Annotated in this window: 16 protein-coding genes; 5 read left to right on the top strand and 11 right to left on the bottom strand. The window is 63.3% G+C overall.

Annotated elements, in window-relative coordinates; genetic code table 11:
• Window positions 1–65: 65 nt before the first annotated feature.
• From guaB to ACF8R3_RS03390, 3 genes are all read right to left on the bottom strand, one after another.
• Window positions 66–1,535: an IMP dehydrogenase gene (guaB, locus tag ACF8R3_RS03400; RefSeq protein ID WP_058604466.1), complete on the bottom strand. Its 1,470-nt coding sequence runs from the start codon at window positions 1,533–1,535 to the stop codon at window positions 66–68.
• 134 nt (window positions 1,536–1,669) lie between these two features.
• Complete coding sequence (locus ACF8R3_RS03395; RefSeq protein ID WP_078479025.1) at window positions 1,670–2,221, bottom strand: sugar ABC transporter ATPase; 552 nt, start codon at window positions 2,219–2,221, stop codon at window positions 1,670–1,672.
• A 47-nt stretch (window positions 2,222–2,268) separates the two neighbouring features.
• A complete protein-coding gene (locus ACF8R3_RS03390; protein WP_058638593.1) occupies window positions 2,269–3,030 on the bottom strand; it encodes a sulfite exporter TauE/SafE family protein in 762 nt (253 codons plus the stop codon).
• Between the two features lie 100 nt (window positions 3,031–3,130).
• On the opposite strand from ACF8R3_RS03390, the gene ACF8R3_RS03385 reads away from it, so the two are divergent.
• The 4 genes from ACF8R3_RS03385 to leuA all read left to right on the top strand — a co-directional run bounded on the left by ACF8R3_RS03385 (window position 3,131) and on the right by leuA (window position 8,403).
• Window positions 3,131–4,066 carry a LysR family transcriptional regulator gene (locus ACF8R3_RS03385; protein ID WP_196186784.1) on the top strand — a complete coding sequence of 312 codons (936 nt, stop codon included), beginning with the start codon at window positions 3,131–3,133 and terminating at the stop codon, window positions 4,064–4,066.
• 48 nt (window positions 4,067–4,114) lie between these two features.
• Window positions 4,115–5,494 (top strand): exodeoxyribonuclease VII large subunit, encoded by a 1,380-nt coding sequence (xseA, locus tag ACF8R3_RS03380; RefSeq protein WP_392514961.1) that lies wholly within the window; start codon window positions 4,115–4,117, stop codon window positions 5,492–5,494.
• A 3-nt stretch (window positions 5,495–5,497) separates the two neighbouring features.
• On the top strand, window positions 5,498–6,325 hold the full coding sequence (locus ACF8R3_RS03375; RefSeq protein WP_058604462.1) for a M23 family metallopeptidase: 828 nt from the start codon (window positions 5,498–5,500) through the stop codon (window positions 6,323–6,325).
• Between the two features lie 404 nt (window positions 6,326–6,729).
• Window positions 6,730–8,403: a 2-isopropylmalate synthase gene (gene leuA, locus ACF8R3_RS03370; RefSeq protein WP_392514959.1), complete on the top strand. Its 1,674-nt coding sequence runs from the start codon at window positions 6,730–6,732 to the stop codon at window positions 8,401–8,403.
• Window positions 8,404–8,702: 299 nt separating this feature from the next.
• Here leuA and ACF8R3_RS03365 read toward each other — a convergent pair whose 3' ends face one another.
• Genes ACF8R3_RS03365 through zwf form a run of 3 tightly spaced genes read right to left on the bottom strand, consistent with a single transcriptional unit; the run spans window position 8,703 to window position 11,582 of the window.
• Complete coding sequence (locus tag ACF8R3_RS03365) at window positions 8,703–9,383, bottom strand: bifunctional 4-hydroxy-2-oxoglutarate aldolase/2-dehydro-3-deoxy-phosphogluconate aldolase (RefSeq protein WP_058637547.1); 681 nt, start codon at window positions 9,381–9,383, stop codon at window positions 8,703–8,705.
• Between the two features lie 17 nt (window positions 9,384–9,400).
• Window positions 9,401–10,141: a 6-phosphogluconolactonase gene (gene pgl, locus ACF8R3_RS03360; RefSeq protein WP_058637546.1), complete on the bottom strand. Its 741-nt coding sequence runs from the start codon at window positions 10,139–10,141 to the stop codon at window positions 9,401–9,403.
• Window positions 10,113–11,582 carry a glucose-6-phosphate dehydrogenase gene (gene zwf / locus ACF8R3_RS03355; protein ID WP_058637545.1) on the bottom strand — a complete coding sequence of 490 codons (1,470 nt, stop codon included), beginning with the start codon at window positions 11,580–11,582 and terminating at the stop codon, window positions 10,113–10,115. Before zwf ends, pgl begins: the two co-directional genes overlap by 29 nt.
• Window positions 11,583–11,793: 211 nt before the next feature.
• On the opposite strand from zwf, the gene hexR reads away from it, so the two are divergent.
• Window positions 11,794–12,657: a DNA-binding transcriptional regulator HexR gene (hexR, locus tag ACF8R3_RS03350; protein ID WP_178091267.1), complete on the top strand. Its 864-nt coding sequence runs from the start codon at window positions 11,794–11,796 to the stop codon at window positions 12,655–12,657.
• Here the strand turns inward: hexR and ACF8R3_RS03345 are convergent.
• From ACF8R3_RS03345 to ACF8R3_RS03325, 5 genes are all read right to left on the bottom strand, one after another.
• Complete coding sequence (locus ACF8R3_RS03345; RefSeq protein WP_058637544.1) at window positions 12,650–13,504, bottom strand: D-hexose-6-phosphate mutarotase; 855 nt, start codon at window positions 13,502–13,504, stop codon at window positions 12,650–12,652. The genes hexR and ACF8R3_RS03345 overlap by 8 nt on opposite strands.
• Window positions 13,505–13,620: 116 nt before the next feature.
• On the bottom strand, window positions 13,621–14,913 hold the full coding sequence (locus ACF8R3_RS03340; RefSeq protein WP_228385197.1) for a carbohydrate porin: 1,293 nt from the start codon (window positions 14,911–14,913) through the stop codon (window positions 13,621–13,623).
• A 100-nt stretch (window positions 14,914–15,013) separates the two neighbouring features.
• On the bottom strand, window positions 15,014–16,168 hold the full coding sequence (locus tag ACF8R3_RS03335; RefSeq protein WP_058637543.1) for an ABC transporter ATP-binding protein: 1,155 nt from the start codon (window positions 16,166–16,168) through the stop codon (window positions 15,014–15,016).
• Between the two features lie 3 nt (window positions 16,169–16,171).
• Window positions 16,172–17,017 carry a carbohydrate ABC transporter permease gene (locus tag ACF8R3_RS03330; RefSeq protein WP_023533435.1) on the bottom strand — a complete coding sequence of 282 codons (846 nt, stop codon included), beginning with the start codon at window positions 17,015–17,017 and terminating at the stop codon, window positions 16,172–16,174.
• The gene (locus tag ACF8R3_RS03325; protein ID WP_058604453.1) at window positions 17,010–17,918 is read right to left on the bottom strand and encodes a carbohydrate ABC transporter permease; all 909 of its coding nucleotides are present in this window, start codon (window positions 17,916–17,918) and stop codon (window positions 17,010–17,012) included. The genes ACF8R3_RS03330 and ACF8R3_RS03325 overlap by 8 nt, the downstream gene beginning before the upstream one ends.
• Window positions 17,919–18,102 lie beyond the last annotated feature (184 nt).

The following is an 18,102-nucleotide window of genomic DNA, read 5'->3' as shown; positions in this document are numbered from 1 at the left end:
GTTGATCGGGGAAAACGCAGTGGCCGCGCGAACGCAGCCACCGTCTGGAGCTTACCGCTGAGCTATCAGCCAACCCGGTAGTTGGGGGCTTCTTTGGTGATTTGCACGTCGTGAACGTGGGATTCGGCCATGCCGGCGCCCGTGATGCGCACGAACTCCGGCTTGGTGCGCATCTCGTCGATGGTGGCACTGCCGGTGTAGCCCATGGACGAACGCAGGCCGCCCATCAGCTGGTGAATGATCGCAGCCAGTGCGCCTTTGTACGGCACACGGCCTTCGATACCTTCGGGGACCAGCTTCTCGGCACCGGCCGAGGAGTCCTGGAAGTAACGGTCGGAGGAGCCTTGCGACTGCGCCATGGCGCCCAGCGAACCCATGCCACGGTAGGCCTTGTAGGAGCGGCCCTGGAACAGTTCGACTTCGCCCGGGGCTTCTTCGGTACCGGCGAACATCGAACCCATCATCACGCAACTGGCACCGGCGACGATGGCCTTGGACAGGTCACCAGAGAAGCGGATACCGCCGTCGGCGATCAGTGGCACACCGGTGCCTTCCAGGGCAGCGGCGACGTTGGCGATGGCGCTGATCTGCGGCACGCCGACGCCGGCTACGATACGGGTGGTGCAGATCGAGCCAGGGCCGATACCGACCTTGACCGCATCAGCGCCCGCCTCGGCCAAGGCCTTGGCAGCAGCGCCGGTGGCGATGTTGCCGCCAATCACCTGCACCTGCGGGTAGGTTTGCTTGACCCAGCGCACGCGCTCGATCACGCCTTTGGAGTGCCCGTGAGCGGTGTCGACCACGACCACGTCAACGCCAGCGGCTACCAGGGCGGCAACACGCTCGCCGGTGTCCTTGCCGGTGCCGACCGCTGCGCCAACGCGCAGACGACCCTGGTCGTCCTTGCTGGCCAGTGGGTAGGCCTTGGCCTTCTCGATGTCCTTGACGGTCATCATGCCCTTGAGGCTGAAGTGCTCGTCGACGATCAGCACTTTCTCGAGGCGGTGCTTGTGCAGCAGCTCGCGCACCTCGTTCTTGTCCGCGCCCTCGCGGACGGTGACCAGGCGTTCCTTGGGCGTCATCACTTCGCGGACCTTGGCGTCCAGGCGGCTTTCGAAGCGCACGTCGCGGGAGGTCACGATACCGACCAGGTCACCGTTTTCCAGCACGGGCACGCCGGAAATGTTGTTCAGGCGCGTCAGGTCGAACAGGTCGCGCACGGTGGCGTCGGCCTCGATGGTGATCGGGTCCTTGACCACGCCAGCCTCGAACTTCTTGACCTTGCGTACTTCGCCGGCCTGCTGCTCGATGGTCATGTTCTTGTGGATGATGCCGATGCCGCCTTCCTGGGCCATGGCGATGGCCAGGCGCGCTTCGGTGACGGTGTCCATGGCAGCGGAGACCAGCGGGATGTTCAGCTCGATGCCACGGGTCAAACGGGTCTTGAGACTGACTTCATTGGGCAGTACCTCGGAATAACCAGGTACAAGGAGAATATCGTCGAAGGTCAGGGCTTCTTGGCTGATACGCAACATCGCGGGGGCTCCCGGGCGGGAAAAATGGAAGCGCGCCATTATACTCATGCGTGCCCTGCCACTCAATGTAAATCAAGCCTGAAGTTACAAGTGGCCGTTGCCGCCCTGCGCACCAAAGCCCTGCTCAGCCCTCGTCAGGCGAGCCGGACCTGCACCACGGCCACTGGTTGGTCCAGCCAGTCGGCGAAGCTGTCGATGAAGGCCTGGGTGAACCCGGCATCGCCCCAGTTGTTGAAGATGAAGCCCAGGTTGGAGAAGGCGCAGGGTTGCAGGAACAAAAAACCGTTGATGTCGTCTTCGAACCCGCACAGCGGGCAGGTGAAGTTGTCACTGACCCCGGGCATCCACTCTTCCAGGCTATCGAACAACGGCTCGCCCACTTCCCGCCGGCACTGCGGGCAGCCCGCCTCTTCCTTGAAGCCTTCGGTGGGCGTATAGATGCAGCGCTTGAGCATCACCTCAAGGCCGTTGACCGGCGTATCGAAGGGCAGTTTTTCGGGGTGCAGCGCCACTTGGCGGGCACCTGGCCCAAGGGCATGGGCCATACGGTTGCCGGTACGCCCGCAGGTGGTCAGCTGCTCTTGCACGATCTTTTCGCGGACCAGCCAGCGCAGGATGGCGCGGGCGCGGGCCTCGTGCACCGGGACGGTGGACTGCCTGGGAACGATGATGCTTTGGGTATTCATGAGCGGACAAGCCTTGGATCGGGTAGTCGGCCAATTCTAACCCCTGCTCAAGCGCTCACATAGCGAGCGATGAGCGCCAGGCCGCTGGCCAACACCAACCAGGTGACCAACCGGACGAAGGCCTCGCGTGACAGCCTGTGCGTGAGCCTGCGCCCAGCCCATAGACCGATGACCATCACCGGCAGCAGGCAGGCCGCCATCAGCAGCAGTTGTCGATCGGCGTAGACACCGGCAACAAGGAACAGCGTCAGGCGCACCAAGGTGCTGCAACTGATCAACGCGCTCTGGGTGGCGCGTACCTGCTCCTTGTCGGGCAGGCGAGCGCTCAGGTAAAGGGCGTAGAGAAACCCGCCGCTGCCGAACAAGGCGCCGAACAACCCGCCCACGGTACCCATCGGTGCCGCCCACCACCCGGCAAGCGACGCCGGGCGTACCTTCAGCGCCAGGCTATAGAGGGCATAGGCCGTGATGAACAGGCCCATCAGCAGCATCAGCAGGTCCGACTTGAGCTGCAGCAGGAACGCAACGCCCAGGGTGCACCCCAGCGCCATGAACGGCAGCAGGCGCAGCAGTTCGCCCCGTACCACATCGCGCCGTGAGGGCAACAGGTTGCCGAACGCCGCTACGAAATCGAGTAACACCAGCAAGGGAATGATCTGCGACAGCGGCATGAAATGGATCAGCACCGGGCCTGCCACCAACGCCGTGCCGAAGCCGGCGATGCCGAACACCACATAGGCCGCCGCGGTACCCAACACGATGGGTAGCCAGTCAAGCCCCGAGAACGGTATAGCGAGGTCAGCGAGCATTGGCGCATTGTCCTTGAAGGTTCAGCGCACCATAACCAAACCCGCGCTATCCCGGCTAATATGCAATCTCGCCCTGATCCATCTCGAAATGGCATCGCTCATGATCTCGACCCGCCAGCTGCGTTACTTCGTGGAAATCGCCGAATGTGGCAGCTTCAGCGCCGCCGCCGAACGACTGTATGTCGCCCAGTCCGCCCTCAGTCGCCAGGTGCGCGAGCTCGAACTGCAGCTGGACACCGCGTTGTTCGAGCGCACGGCCAGGTTGCCTCGCCTGACCGATGCGGGCCGGGCGTTCCTGCCGCGCGCGCGCAACCTGCTGCTGGACCTGGACAAGGCTGGCGAGCTGGCCCGAGCCGTCGGCCAGGGCCTGTGCGGCAGCCTGAACATCAGCCACTCCAGCACGGTGCCGCTGACCGGTCGGCTGCTCGAGCACCTGGGTGATTACCTGCGGACAAACCCTGATGTGAGCATGGAGATCGCCCAGTTGTCCTCCGAAGGGCAGCTTGCAGCACTGGCCGAAGGTCGCCTGGACATCGGGCTGCTGAGGCTGCCGGTGCTGCGCCAGCACGATGGGTTGAGCATCGAGCCGTTGTTCGAAGAGCCCCTGCTGTTGGCGCTCGCCCCTACCCATGAACTGGCGGAGCGTGATTGCATTGCCTTGGCGGAGCTTTCCAGCCAGCCGTTCATCTCCATTCCCCACCACCAACGCGGTGGCCTGAGCTACCTGTCTGCCGAGCTGTGCATGGCGGCGGGGTTCTTTCCCCAGCCTGCGCGGGTGGTGTCGCGCAAGACCACCCAGTTGCAGCTGATCCAGGCGGGGTTCGGGGTGGCCTTGCTGCCACGCTGCATGCAGGACATCGCCCCTGCGGCGCTGCGGTTCATCCCGCTGATGGACCCCGGCTGCGTCAGCACCGTCGCCATCGCCCACCGCCGCGATGCCGGGCCACTGGTGAGTCAGTTCATCGAGCACATGACCTGCGCAGCGTCGGCAATCGGTACGCCAGGGCAGGCACCGGCGACCCAGGCCAGCTCCTGATCGACCGGGCACGACACCCGGCCCCCTCATCCTTTATAGTGCCTTCCCATGATCAAAGACCCTTTCGAACGCCTCGGCCTTGACCGTGATGTGCTCACCGTCAGCCAACTCAATGGCCGCGCCCGGGTGCTGCTGGAAGACGTGTTCCGCAGCGTATGGGTGGAGGGCGAGATTTCCAACCTGGCCCGGCCGGCCTCCGGCCACATGTACTTCACCCTCAAGGACAGCGGTGCCCAGGTGCGCTGCGCCCTCTTCCGGCAGAGCGCCACGCGGGTGCGCCAGGCGCTGCGTGACGGCCTGGCGGTACGGGTGCGTGGCAAGGTATCCCTGTTCGAAGGCCGTGGCGACTACCAGCTGATCCTCGATTCCGTGGAGCCTGCCGGCGATGGTGCGCTGCGCCTGGCCTTCGAGGCGCTCAAGGAAAAGCTTGGCGCCGAGGGCCTGTTCAGCACCGACAGCAAGCGAGCGCTGCCTGCGCACCCCCAGCGTATCGGCATCATCACCTCCCCGACCGGGGCCGTGATCCGCGACATCATCAGTGTGTTCGCCCGCCGTGCGCCCCAGGTGGAGTTGAACCTGATCCCCACCGCCGTGCAGGGCCGCGAAGCCATCGCCCAGATCGTGCGGGCCATTCGCCTGGCCGACAGCCGCGGTTTCGACGCCTTGATACTGGCCCGCGGCGGCGGTTCACTGGAAGACCTGTGGTGCTTCAACGAGGAAGCCGTGGCGCGTGCCGTGGCCGCGTGCAAGACGCCGATCGTGAGCGCCGTGGGCCATGAAACCGACGTGTCGATCAGCGACTTCGTGGCCGATGTGCGGGCCCCTACCCCGTCTGCTGCGGCCGAGCTGCTTGCGCCCGACAACAGCGGCCTGCAGCATCGCCTGGACGGCCTGCAACGGCGCCTGACCCTGCGCATGCAGAACCGGTTGGTGCATGATCGCCTGCGCCTGGAGTCCCTGATTCGCCGCCTGCGCCATCCGGGCGAGCGCCTGCGTCAGCAGGCTCAGCGCCTGGATGACCTGGACATGCGCCTGCGCCGTGCCTTCCTGCATAACCTCAATCAACGCCGCGAGCGCCTGGTGCGCCTGGAGACACGTCTGGCCGCGCAACATCCCGGGCGTACTCTGGCTTTGCTGGGCCAGCGCCTGGACAGCCTGGCCGAGCGACTGCCCCGGGCCATGCGTGACGTGCTCAAGGACCGGCGCCAGCGCTTCCAGGCCCAGTTGCAGACCCTGCAGATCGTCAGCCCGCTGGCGACGCTGGCGCGCGGCTACAGCATCCTGCTCGACGAACAAGGCCAGGCCATCCGCAGCGCCGAACAGACGCGCAACGGCCAGCGCCTGACTGCACGCCTGAACGAAGGCGAGCTGCAGGTGCGGGTCGAAGACAATCACCTGACTCCGGTCACGCTCTCACTTCTGGACTGACACATGCCCCGCTTGCTCGCGTCACTGCTCGCCCTCGCCTTCACCGTCCTGAGCGCCACAGCCCAGGCCAGCTACATCACGCGCACGCTGAACAAACCGGTGCCTGGCGGCGTTGCCGTGGTCGACCTGGGGCCGGCAGCCAGTGCTCCCAGCGCACGCTTCGATGGCAAGCCCGTGCTGGTGGTCAAGGAACAGGACAACTGGCTGGCCATCGTTGGCATCCCCCTGACTCAGAAGCCTGGGCAGGCGGTGGTGCAGCAGGGCAGCCGAAGCCTGCCTTTCACCGTGGGGCACAAGCAGTACCCCGAACAGCGCATCACCTTGAAGAACACCCGCCAGGTCAACCCCAATCCGGCCGACCTCAAGCGCATCGATCGCGAACTGGCCGAGCAGATCAAGGCCTACCGCAGCTTCAGCCCGGCATTGCCGAGCAACCTGATCCTCGACAAGCCGGTCAACGGGCCGCTGTCGAGCAAGTTCGGCGTGCGCCGGTTCTTCAATGGCGAGGAACGCAACCCCCATGCGGGGCTGGATTTTGCCGTACCGGCGGGGACGCCGATCAAGACGCCTGCCAACGGCAAGGTGATTCTGGTGGGCGATTACTTCTTCAATGGCCGCACGGTGTTCGTCGATCACGGGCAGGGCTTTATCAGCATGTTCTGCCATATGTCCCGTATCGACGTGCAGAACGGGCAGTCGCTGCGCCGTGGTGATGTGGTCGGGCGCGTGGGCTCAACGGGGCGCGCTACCGGGCCGCACATGCACTGGAACGTCAGCTTGAACGATGCGCGTGTTGACCCGGCGATCTTCATCGGTGCCTTTCAGCCCTGAGGCAGGGTTGACACTTCGTTGAGTGACGTTTGGGCCGCCCCGCAATACGGGCGGCGCTTGCCACAACGCAGGGCCCAGGAGGTCCTCACGCGACTGACACACCATTGCGCCAAAGAAAAATACCGCGCAACAAAACCTAAGTATTTTACTGGTATCAACAAGTAGATCTCGCTATATCACTTTTTTTAAGCATTCCTCTCAATTTTTTTTCAACGCTTGCCAACCCACAGTCCACTGGTTAGGGTTGAGGCCATGAAAACCTTCAGCACCCTCATCTTGCTCCGACAACATCGCAGCCTCTGCCTGGTCAGCGCTCGACTACCAGGCTGAATCGCGTCGCCTCGCCCCCACCTCGTTACTGCTCGGCAGGCCCGATCTCGGCCGCACATAAAAGGATTGCTTCCATGACCATGCTCAAAGACCCGTCGAAGAAATACCGCGCCTTCCCTACCATCGATCTGCCTGACCGTACCTGGCCGTCCAAGACCATCACCGAGGCGCCGATCTGGTGCAGCTCGGACCTGCGTGACGGCAACCAGTCGCTGATCGAGCCGATGGATGCGCAGAAGAAGCTGCGGTTCTGGAAGACCTTGGTGCAAGTGGGCGTGAAGGAAATCGAAGCCTCCTTCCCTTCGGCCTCGCAAACCGACTTCGACTTTGTCCGCACCTTGATCGAAGACGGTCATATTCCAGAGGACACCACCATCCAGGTGCTGACCCAGGCGCGTGAAGACCTGATCGCCCGGACCTTCGAGTCCCTGCGCGGGGCCAAGAACGCCATCGTTCACCTGTACAACGCCACCTGCCCGGCCTTCCGCCGCATCGTCTTCAACCAGGACAAGCAGGGCGTCAAGGACATCGCGGTCAATGCAGCCAAGCTGTTCGTCAAATACGCCGCACAGCAGCCCGATACGCACTGGACATTCCAGTACTCGCCCGAAACCTTCAGCGCTACCGAGATGGAATTCGCCAAGGAAGTGTGCGATGCGGTCATCGAGGTGTGGAACCCCACGCCCGAGCACAAGATCATCCTCAACCTGCCGGCCACCGTCGAGGTCGCCACGCCCAACGTGTACGCCGACCAGATCGAATGGTTCTGCCGTAACATCAATCGCCGTGACAGCGTGATCATCAGCCTGCACTGCCACAACGACCGGGGAACCGGCATCGCCGCCACCGAGCTGGGCCTGATGGCCGGCGCCGACCGTGCTGAGGGCTGCCTGTTCGGCAATGGTGAGCGTACTGGTAACGTCGACCTGGTGACCCTGGCCTTGAACCTGTACACCCAGGGCATCGACCCGGGCCTGGATTTCTCCGACATCGACGGTGTGCGCAAGGTCGTCGAAGAATGCAATCAGCTGCCGGTGCACCCGCGCCACCCGTACGTAGGTGACTTGGTACACACAGCCTTCTCCGGCTCGCACCAGGATGCCATTCGCAAGGGCCTGGCCAAACAGCAGGAAGGCGAGTTGTGGGAAGTGCCGTACCTGCCGATCGATCCGGCCGACATCGGCCGCAGCTACGAGGCCGTGATTCGCGTCAACAGCCAGTCCGGCAAAGGCGGCATCACCTACCTGCTCGAGCAGGAATACGGCATCAGCCTGCCGCGCCGCATGCAAATCGAATTCAGCCAGGTCGTACAGGGCGAAACCGACCGCCTGGGCCTGGAAATGACTGCCCAGCAGATCTACAGCTTGCTGCACAAGGAATACCTGCAAGCCAACGCACCGTACGCGCTGGTCAGCCATCGCCTGCAGGAAGAAAACGGTCACAGTGCCGTGGAAGTGGAAGTAGCCGGCGAAGGCGAGACCACGCTGCACTGGCGCGGCAAGGGCAATGGCGCCCTGGAAGCCTTGGTGGCCGGCCTGCCGGTTGCCGTCGAAATCATGGACTACAACGAACACGCCATCGGCGCGGGCACCAACGCCAAGGCAGCGGCCTATATTGAACTGCGTGTAGCCGGCGGGCGTCCTGTGCACGGTGTGGGCATCGATGAAAACATCACCACAGCCAGCTTCAAGGCCCTGTTCAGTGCGTTGAACCGTTCGCTGAGCCAGCAAGAGGCCAAGGCGGCCTGAGTACCGTTAGGGAGAAAGCGGCCTCTTTAGCTGATGCTGTTGACTTGAGATTGTTGGGGCCGCCTTGCGGCCCATCGCGGCGCAAGGCCGCTCCCACACTGCTTGAGCCTGTCAGCCCAGGCCTCACGCGGTCATTTGTGGGAGCGGCCTCGCGCCGCGATGGGCCGCAAAGCGGCCCCAACGACCTAAGGGCGCGCTTACCCTTCGTATACGCGCACATAACCCGCAAACGCCAATCACCAGGCAAAAAAATGGGCGCCGACCAAGCGCCCAAAAAGCCGTAAAGCACACAACGAAATTCAGTGACCGTCCACCAGCGCCATGGCCTCGGCACTGCAGGCCTCGATGCGGGCCCAGTCGCCATTCTTGATCCAGCTGCTGTCGAGCATCCAGGTGCCCCCTACACACATCACATTGGCCAGTGCCATGTAGTTGCGCACGTTGGCCGGGTTGACGCCGCCGGTTGGGCAGAAACGGATGTCGCCGAACGGGCCAGCAAACGCTTTGATCGCCGCCACGCCTCCGCTGATTTCGGCGGGGAACAGCTTGAAACGGCGGTAACCCAGCGCGTAGCCCATCATGATTTCGGATGGGGTGCTGATACCCGGCAGCAAGGGGATCTCGCTCTCCACGCCCGCTTGCAGCACATCCTGGGTAATGCCGGGTGTGACGACGAACTGGGCGCCTGCGGCCTCGACGGCTGCGAACATGGTGCGGTCGAGCACTGTCCCGGCGCCTACGCACAGCTCGGGGCGCTGCTCACGCAGCACTTCAATGGCCTTCAGGCCATGCTGTGAACGCAGGGTCACTTCCAGCGTGCGGATGCCGCCGGCCGCCAGGGCGTCGGCCAGGGGCAGGATGTCCTGTTCGCGGGCGATGGTGATCACCGGCAGGATGCGCGCCGCTTCGCAGATGGCGTCGACCCGGGCGGCCTTGTCGGCCATCGAGAGCTTGGGCTGTGGACGTTCGAGGGTGATCATTGCTGTGGATCCTTGGCTCATGGGCACCAGTAGATGTCCAGGGGTGCGTGAAGAAAAGCGCGAATGGGCATTTCGGCGAGGTCGTCATCCGCCAGCGCGGCGCGCAGAGTAGCGAGTTTGCCTGGCCCTTGCACGGACAATGCGGTGAACCCTGCGGTGGCCAGCAGCGCTCGGGTCATGGAAAGGCGCTGATGGGGAACGGTTGGCGCCATTAGCGGTAGGCAACGGCGAGGCGTGTTCGGATCCAGGCCCTCGGCCAGGTTAGGACTGGCTGGGAACAGTGAGGCCGTGTGGCCATCGTCACCCATGCCCAGTACCAGCACGTCGATGGGCGGCAGATCGGCCAGGGCGCGGTCAGCTTCTTCGGCGGCCTCTTTCAGCGAAGGCGCCTGCTGGTACAACCCGATGAAACGCGCCTTGGCGGCCTGCCCTTTGAGCAGATGCTGAGCCAACAGACCGGCATTGCTGTCGGCGTGCTCCACCGGCACCCAGCGCTCATCGGCAAGACTGACCGTCACCTTGCTCCAGTCCAGGTCCTGCTTGGCCAGTTGCTCGAGAAAAGGCACCGGGCTGCGCCCACCGGACAGCACGACGCAGGCCTGGCCTTTATCGTCGATGGCTGCACGCAGGCGCTCACTCACATCCTTGGCCAATGTACCAGCCAACGTGCTGGCATCGGGCAGTTGATGCACCTCGGTGCTCGCCGGAAACTGCAATTCGGACAATGCTTCAGATGTCGCCATACCAGGCCCTCCCATCGCGGGTGATCAATGCAATCGAGCTCATTGGCCCCCAGCTGCCCGCAGCATAGGGCTTGGGGGCGTCGCCCGTGTTGCGCCAACCGGCAATCAGCTGGTCACACCACTTCCAGGCGTACTCGATTTCGTCCTTGCGCACGAACAGGTTCTGGTTGCCCCGCATCACTTCGAGCAGCAAGCGTTCATAGGCATCCGGAATCCGCGCGCTACGCCAGGCGTCGGAAAAATTCAGTTGCAGCGGGCCACTGCGCAGTTGCATGCCCTTGTCCAGGCCTTGCTCCTTGGTCATCACGCGCAAGGAGATACCTTCGTCCGGCTGCAGGCGAATGATCAGCTTGTTGCCCACTTGCAGACGCTGTTCCGGGGCAAAGATGTAATGCGGCGTTTCCTTGAAGTGAATGACGATCTGCGACAGCTTTTGCGGCATGCGCTTGCCGGTGCGCAAGTAGAAAGGCACACCCGACCAGCGCCAGTTGCGGATGTCGGCGCGCAGGGCGACGAAGGTCTCGGTGTCGCTCTGGCTATTGGCATTGTCTTCTTCAAGGTAACCCGGAACCGGCTTGCCATCGCTGTAGCCGGCAATGTACTGCCCGCGCACCACCCGCGTGCTCAGCCCGTCTCCGGTGATCGGGGCCAGCGCCTTGAGTACCTTGACCTTCTCGTCGCGGATGGCGTCGGCCGACAGCTCGCTCGGCGGGTCCATGGCAATCAGGCACAGCAACTGCAACAGGTGGTTCTGGATCATGTCGCGCAACTGACCGGCCTTGTCGAAGTAGCCCCAGCGACCCTCGATACCCACCTTCTCCGCCACCGTGATTTCCACGTGGGAGATGGAGTTCTGGTTCCATTGGGTTTCGAACAGGCTGTTGGCAAAGCGCAGGGCGATCAGGTTCTGCACCGTCTCCTTGCCCAGGTAGTGGTCGATGCGATAGACGCGGCTTTCGGGAAAGAATCGCGCCACGGCATCGTTGACCCGGCGTGAAGACTCAAGGTCATGACCGATCGGCTTTTCCAGCACTACACGGGTGCGCTCGCTCAGGCCCACCTTGTCGAGGTTTTCGCTGATGGCACCATACACGGCGGCGGCCGTGGCGAAATAGGCGATCAGGGGGTGCCCGTCGGGCACTTGCGCGGCCAGTGCCTGGTAGCCTTCTGGCTGCAGAAAATCCAGATGCTGGTAATCGAGCCTTGCCAGGAAGCGCTCGAGGGCCGCGGCCTCGATGTCAGCCTCGGGCACATGCTTACGCAAATGGGCCTCGATGCTGTTCAGGTGCTCCTGGGCACTGCCGGCCTCCCGCGCCAGCGCCAGCAGGCGCGTCTGTGCGTGCAATAGCCCGGCGCGGTCGAGCTGGTAGAGCGCAGGGAACAGCTTGCGCAAGGCCAGGTCGCCCAGGGCGCCAAACAGGGCAAATGTGCAAGGTTCGACACTGATTGCAGCCATGATGTTGGTTCTTTCCTAAAGTTGATTTAGAAATACCGTTTTCAGTTAGGGTTTTCAAGGACAAATGTAGTAAAAACCATAACATTAGTCGGATGTATGACAGACAAGTGGTGCGCAACCGGCGCCGCCAGTACGATAGACGACCCTGTAAACAGGCCTGCTGCTCCCTCAGCCGGCTGCCTTCCCGACCCAAGGACACCCCATGGACCGCGTGAGAAACCTCCTGGAACAAATCCAGGGACGCCTCGACGAGCTGAACAAGGCCGAACGCAAAGTCGCCGAAGTCATCCTGCTCAACCCGCAACAAGCCACACGCTTCAGCATCGCGGCGCTGGCCCAGGCGGCCAAGGTCAGCGAACCGACCGTCAACCGCTTCTGCCGCTCCTTCGGCGTGAGCGGTTACCCAGAGCTGAAACTGCAACTGGCGCAGAGCCTGGCCAGCGGCGCGGCCTACGTGAGCCGCGCGGTGGAGGCCGACGACGATCCGGCGGCCTACACCCAGAAGATCTTCGCCAGCGCCATCGCCTCGCTCGACAGTGCCTGCCAGCAGCTCGACCCCCAGCAGGTCAGCCGCGCGGTCGACATGATGATCCAGGCCCGCCAGATTCATTTCTTTGGCCTGGGCGCCTCTGCACCGGTAGCGCTGGATGCCCAGCACAAGTTCTTCCGCTTCAACCTGGCCGTGTCAGCGCACGCCGACGTACTGATGCAACGCATGCTGGCGTCGGTGGCCCATACCGGCGACCTGTTCGTGATCATTTCCTACACCGGGCGTACACGCGAGCTGGTGGAAGTGGCTCGCCTGGCCAGGGAAAACGGCGCCTCGGTGCTGGGTCTGACAGCGGCCGGGTCGCCGCTGGCCAACGCCTGCAGCCTTAGCCTGCACATTCCTCTGCCCGAAGACACCGATATCTACATGCCGATGACCTCGCGCATCATCCAGCTGACCGTGCTCGATGTGCTGGCGACCGGCATGACCCTGCGCCGGGGTGTGGATTTCCAGCCACACCTGCGCAAGATCAAGGAAAGCCTCAACGCCAGTCGCTACCCCATCGAGGACGACGAACTCAGCTGAGCCGGTGCGCCTGCAGACTCAGATGCGCGCGCTGCCCCGGTGCCAGGCTCAGGCCGTCGTCGCTGCCGCTGGCGGCCTCCACACACACGAAACGCTGGCATTCGCGCCCGGTAACCCCCAGTAGCGGTCGGCTGCCGGGGTGCCACACGACCGTGTCGTCGCTGTCGCCGGTGTCGATACATAGTTGGCGCTGCCAGGCCGGATCATGCAGTTGCACACCGGGAATGCCTGAATAGACCCGCTGACAGCCGCCCTTGGGCTTGAGCGCTCCTTCCTGGCGGCATGCCTGACGGTTGAGGTGGTCGTACCCCTCGATGTCTTCAAGGCCAGACAGCGCTACCTCCGAGACGTCACTGATGCGCCAGTAGGCCAACAAGGCGTGACTCAACTGGCACGGTTCGCTGTCCTGGTGCTCGGTGCTCAGGCTCAACTCCATGCGGCTGCCGAGCCGCGCCTCCAGGTCGACCTGCCAGTCGCACAGTTCCAGGCGCCACTTGAGCACCACGCCCTGCGCGTCTTCATGGCTGTCCATCAGCTTCCAGTCCAGCAGGCGGGCCCAACCATGGGCAGGCCACAGGTCTTCGCTGGGATGGCGCCCGTACCAGGGCCAGCAGACCGGCACGCCGCCGCGAATGGCGCCCACCTGTGGCCATTGTTCGGCGCACCACAGCCAGGGCCGCTCACCTGTGGGTTGGAAATGCAGCAACTGCGCGCCCTGGCGACTGAACGCCGCCTGGCACAGAGGGTGATCGATGATCAGCACATCGCGCTGCTGGTAGCGTTCCCATTCGAACGTCGGCCGGGGCCGCCGTGCGGCGAAGAAGCGATGGAGCGGATGCTCAGGCATGGTGCAGGGCTCTTGTTGTTTGAGATAGCGCTGTCTTGGCCTGTCCACGGCAACCACTGCAGGTCAGTGGTTGCCGGGCGCCAAACGGGATTGGCGTAAATTTACAACAAATGGGCTTAGAAAGACGACTGAATCTTCAAGCCCGCCACCAGGGCATTGTCCACTTCATCCACGCCGCCGGGGCTCTTGATGTACTGAAGGTTCGGCCGCACGGTCAGCCAATTGGTGACGTGGAAACCATAGTACAGCTCGGCGTTGTACTCAGTACGTTGCAGCGGGACGAAGCCTGGGTTGTCGTAGTCGTTGATCCCGCTCATGTCGTTGAGTTGGCGCGCACGCTTGCGCACATCGTCATTGACATGGATGCGGGCGATGCCGAAACCGATGTCATCCTTTGGCCGGGCGTCGAAGGCACCTTTGTAGACCATGCCCACCTGCTGGTAGTTGTCCACTACGTTGGTGGCCTTGTCGTGCACCGTGAAGTTGGCGAACAGGCTCAGCCCGCGGTTGACGTCGCCTGCCTGGGCCGTGACCTGCTGTTGCGCCACCACCCACCAGCCATGCTTGCTGGAGTGGGATTTGAAGCCCGAACCACTGAGCCCCTGGGCGTTGCCGTTGACGTCCTTGTATACATCCTCGGCATCGGCGGTGCTGTAGTAGTAGCCCAGGCGGTATTCGCCCGGCAGGCCATTGAGCTTCGGCGTCCAGACCATTTCCACCGGCAGGATCGCGCCCTTGGTGCCGCTGCCGCTCAGCTTGAAGCCATTGCCGGTTTCCAGGTTGGACGGGTTCTGCTCATAGGCACCGACTTGTACATAGAATTCGGGGGTGACGTTGTACTTGACCCGCGTTGCCCACTGGCTGACGGGCCAGTTGTACCAGATGCCACCCACCCAGTTACCTACTTGCGAGCCGCAGAACGCCAGGTTCTGGAAGTCACAGGGGAAACTGTTGAAGTCCTCGCCTGGCCCGAAGCGGCCGAATTTCACGTCCAGCGCGCCGTCGAAATACTTCTGCTTGAACCACATCTGGGTCAGGCGCCAGGTCTGGCCACGCCCCCACACTTCTTGCACCGAACTGAACTGCCCGGCGCGTGGGTCGCTGATGCGGTCGTTGGACAGGTTGCGACCGCTTCGCTCGGTGATGGCCAGCTTGAATTCGGCATCGTGCCAGCCGAAGATCTTCTGCAGGTCCAGGTGCGCGCCCAGGGCGAACTGGTCGCTGTAGCGGGCGGTCTTGTCGTGGTTGTAGCCACCATGAAGGTTGCCGGCCACTTCGCCGACATAATCGACGGTGAAGTCGTAGCCTTTTTCCAGCAGCTCGGTGCGGGTACCGCCCCAGTCACCGGTCATCCATTTCGACTCGCTGGAGAAAGCTTCGGCAGCCTGTAGGCCACTGCTGGCGGCCATCGCCAGCGGCGCAAGCAACGCCAGTGAGCCCCAGGTGGTAGTACGATTGCGCTGTTCCATTGCGTTGCGTCCTCTTTTTCTTATTGATGGTGTAGACGGTTCAACGGCCACCGAGGGCGGCCATGTTGTCCTTGACGGTGGTGGCGATACGGTTTGCCTGCAGGCGCTCGCCGCTCTGGGCATCGAACAGCAGCACCCGTGCCGGGTCCAATTGCAGGGCCAGGGTGTCGCCCACCTGGCAGGCCACGTCAGGGGCCAGTCGGCAGCACACTTTGGTCTGGTTGAGGGTCACGAACACCAGCATGTCCGGACCAGTGGGCTCGGTGACCTGTACCTGCGCGCGAATGCTTGGCCCGCCGCTGCCGCCTCCCGCGCCCAGGGCAATCTGCTCGGGTCGAATGCCCAGGACGATTTCGCGCCCTTCCAGACCCAGGTCGGCGCCGGGCAGGGGCAGCTCGCAGCGTGCCTGGCCACTGTCGAGCACGGCATGCAGCTGACCGCCCTGGGCCACTAGCCGCGCCGGCACGAAGTTCATGGGCGGCGAGCCGATGAAGCTTGCGACGAACTGGTTGGCCGGGTCGTTGTAGATCTGCTGTGGCGTACCGAACTGCTGGATGATGCCGTCTTTCATGACCGCCACCTTGTCACCCAGGGTCATGGCCTCGATCTGATCATGGGTGACGTAGACGGTGGTGGTTTTCAGGCGCTGGTGCATCAGTTTCATTTCGGTCCGCATCTCGACCCGCAACTTGGCATCGAGGTTGGACAAGGGTTCATCGAACAGGTAGATCTTCGGTCGGCGCGCGAGCGCCCTGCCCATGGCCACGCGCTGCTGCTGACCGCCAGACAGCTGCGCCGGCTTGCGCGCCAGCAGGTGCTCGATCTGCAGCAGCTTGGCCACCCGCGCCACCTCCTCGTCGATGGCGGCCTGGGGCATCTTGCGGATTTTCAGGCCAAATTCGATGTTCTCGCGCACGGTCATGGTCGGGTACAGCGCATAGGACTGGAACACCATGGCGATGTCACGGTCCTTGGGGCTCATGCCGCTGACGTCCTGCTGGTCGATCAGAATAGCGCCGCCGGTGATCTGCTCGAGGCCGGCGATGCAGTTCATCAATGTCGACTTGCCGCAGCCCGAAGGGCCGACCAGGATCAGGAACTCACCGTCCTTGATCGACAGCTGGATGTCCTTGAGGGTATCCGGCAGCCCGGCACCGTAGGTTTTGTTCACGTTGCGAAGTTCGAGCGTTGCCATGACTTACCCCTTTACCGCGCCGGCTGTGAGCCCGCGCACGAAATATTTGCCTGCCACTACGTACACCAGCAGGGTCGGCAGGCCAGCGATCATCGCAGCGGCCATGTCGACGTTGTATTCCTTGGCCCCGGTGCTGGTATTGACCAGGTTGTTCAAGGCCACCGTGATCGGTTGCGAGTCGCCACTGGAGAACACCACGCCAAACAGGAAGTCGTTCCAGATCTGGGTGAACTGCCAGATCAGGCAGACCATGATGATCGGCGTGGACATCGGCAGGATGATGCGCCGGAAGATGGTGAAGAACCCTGCCCCGTCAAGCCGTGCGGCCTTGACCAGGGCATCGGGGATGCTGACGTAGAAGTTGCGAAAGAAAAGTGTGGTGAAGGCCAGGCCGTAGACCACATGCACCAGCACCAGGCCAGTGGTGGTACTGGCCAGCCCCAGCTTGCCCAGGGTGAACGAGGCCGGCAGCAGCACCGTCTGGAAAGGCAGGAAGCAGCCGAACAACAGCAGACCGAAGAACAGCTGCGAGCCACGGAAGCGCCACATCGACAGCACGTAGCCATTGAGCGCGCCAATGGTGGTAGAAATCAGCACCGCAGGCACGGTGATCAGAATCGAGTTCCAGAAGTAGCCGCTGACGGTGCCCCAGGCCTTGACCCAGCCAATGGCGGTGATCGCTGTCGGCCAGCTGAGCAGGTTGCCGGTACTGATGTCCTCAGGGGTCTTGAAGCTGGTCAGCAGCATGACCACCAGTGGCACCAGGTACAGCACCACGGCGATCAGCAGCACGGCATGAATGGCAAGCCGGCTGGGGCTGAGCGCGGGTTTGTCGACAGGGCTATGCATGGCGTTTGCTCCGCAGCTCCGAATACAGGTAAGGCACTAGGATGGCCAAGATCGCCCCCAGCATGAGGATGGCACTGGCCGAGCCCATGCCCATTTGCCCCCGGCTGAAGGTGAAGGCATACATGAACATCGCCGGCAGGTCGGACGAGTAGCCAGGCCCGCCTGCCGTCATCGCGGCGACCAGGTCGAAACTCTTGATGGCAATGTGCGAAAGGATCATCACCGAGCTGAAGAACACCGGGCGCAAGCTGGGCAGCACCACGCGCCAGTAGATGCGCGGCAGGCTGGCACCGTCGATCTGGGCGGCGCGGATGATCGATGGATCGACGCCCCGCAGGCCGGCGAGGAACATCGCCATGATGAACCCCGATGCTTGCCACACCGCCGCGATCACCAGGCAGTACACCACCCGGTCCGGATCCAGCAGCCAGTCCAGGCGAAAGCCCTCCCAGCCCCAGTCACGCAGCAGTTTGTCCAGCCCCATGCCTGGGTTGAGCAGCCACTTCCAGGCCGTGCCGGTCACGATCATCGACAGGGCCATGGGATACAGGTAGATGGTGCGGATGAACCCCTCGCGACGAATGCGCTGGTCCAGCAGCACCGCCAGCAACACGCCGATCGCCAGGCTGATGGTGATGAACAGCCCGCCGAACACCAGCAGGTTCTTGCTCGCCACCCACCAGCGGTCGTTGTCGAACAAACGCATGTACTGCGCCAGCCCCGCCCATTTGTAGGTGGGCAGGAACGTGGACGTGGTGAAGGACAGCACGAAGGTCCAGAGGATGTAGCCGTAGAAGCCCACCAGCACGATGAACATGCTCGGCGCCAGCACCAGCTTGGGCAGCCAGCGCTGTAGCGCATCCATGGGAGAGGCCCGCAGACGGGCGGTGGTAGTGGTCATGGTTCACCTCGAAGGCGCTGCTGCGCATGGCGCGGCAGCGACTGTCTTGCTCAGGTTTGAAGGTCGCCTCGGGCGCTGCGTGGTGCCGTGTCGGTGGCAGCGGGAGAGTGACGCAGCCAACGTTTGGAGGGCCCCGCAGCCTGCTTTTCACGTCGGGCCCGATGGCGCAGCACCCCGTCAGGCA

The sequence above is a fragment of the Pseudomonas sp. FYR_7 genome (assembly GCF_043106155.1).
Lineage (GTDB): Bacteria > Pseudomonadota > Gammaproteobacteria > Pseudomonadales > Pseudomonadaceae > Aquipseudomonas > Aquipseudomonas parafulva_B.
This window is presented reverse-complemented; position numbering and strand designations above follow the sequence as displayed.

Coding starts and splice junctions, on each gene's coding strand:
- ACF8R3_RS03335 (WP_058637543.1), bottom strand. CDS start 16,168: ATGGCAACGCTCGAACTTCGCAACGTGAACAAAACCTACGGTGCCGGG.
- ACF8R3_RS03375 (WP_058604462.1), top strand. CDS start 5,498: ATGCCCCGCTTGCTCGCGTCACTGCTCGCCCTCGCCTTCACCGTCCTG.
- ACF8R3_RS03365 (WP_058637547.1), bottom strand. CDS start 9,383: ATGATCACCCTCGAACGTCCACAGCCCAAGCTCTCGATGGCCGACAAG.
- zwf (WP_058637545.1), bottom strand. CDS start 11,582: ATGGCTGCAATCAGTGTCGAACCTTGCACATTTGCCCTGTTTGGCGCC.
- ACF8R3_RS03395 (WP_078479025.1), bottom strand. CDS start 2,221: ATGAATACCCAAAGCATCATCGTTCCCAGGCAGTCCACCGTCCCGGTG.
- ACF8R3_RS03390 (WP_058638593.1), bottom strand. CDS start 3,030: ATGCTCGCTGACCTCGCTATACCGTTCTCGGGGCTTGACTGGCTACCC.
- xseA (WP_392514961.1), top strand. CDS start 4,115: ATGATCAAAGACCCTTTCGAACGCCTCGGCCTTGACCGTGATGTGCTC.
- guaB (WP_058604466.1), bottom strand. CDS start 1,535: ATGTTGCGTATCAGCCAAGAAGCCCTGACCTTCGACGATATTCTCCTT.
- ACF8R3_RS03345 (WP_058637544.1), bottom strand. CDS start 13,504: ATGCCTGAGCATCCGCTCCATCGCTTCTTCGCCGCACGGCGGCCCCGG.
- leuA (WP_392514959.1), top strand. CDS start 6,730: ATGACCATGCTCAAAGACCCGTCGAAGAAATACCGCGCCTTCCCTACC.
- ACF8R3_RS03330 (WP_023533435.1), bottom strand. CDS start 17,017: ATGCATAGCCCTGTCGACAAACCCGCGCTCAGCCCCAGCCGGCTTGCC.
- ACF8R3_RS03340 (WP_228385197.1), bottom strand. CDS start 14,913: ATGGCCGCCAGCAGTGGCCTACAGGCTGCCGAAGCTTTCTCCAGCGAG.
- pgl (WP_058637546.1), bottom strand. CDS start 10,141: ATGGGAGGGCCTGGTATGGCGACATCTGAAGCATTGTCCGAATTGCAG.
- ACF8R3_RS03325 (WP_058604453.1), bottom strand. CDS start 17,918: ATGACCACTACCACCGCCCGTCTGCGGGCCTCTCCCATGGATGCGCTA.
- ACF8R3_RS03385 (WP_196186784.1), top strand. CDS start 3,131: ATGATCTCGACCCGCCAGCTGCGTTACTTCGTGGAAATCGCCGAATGT.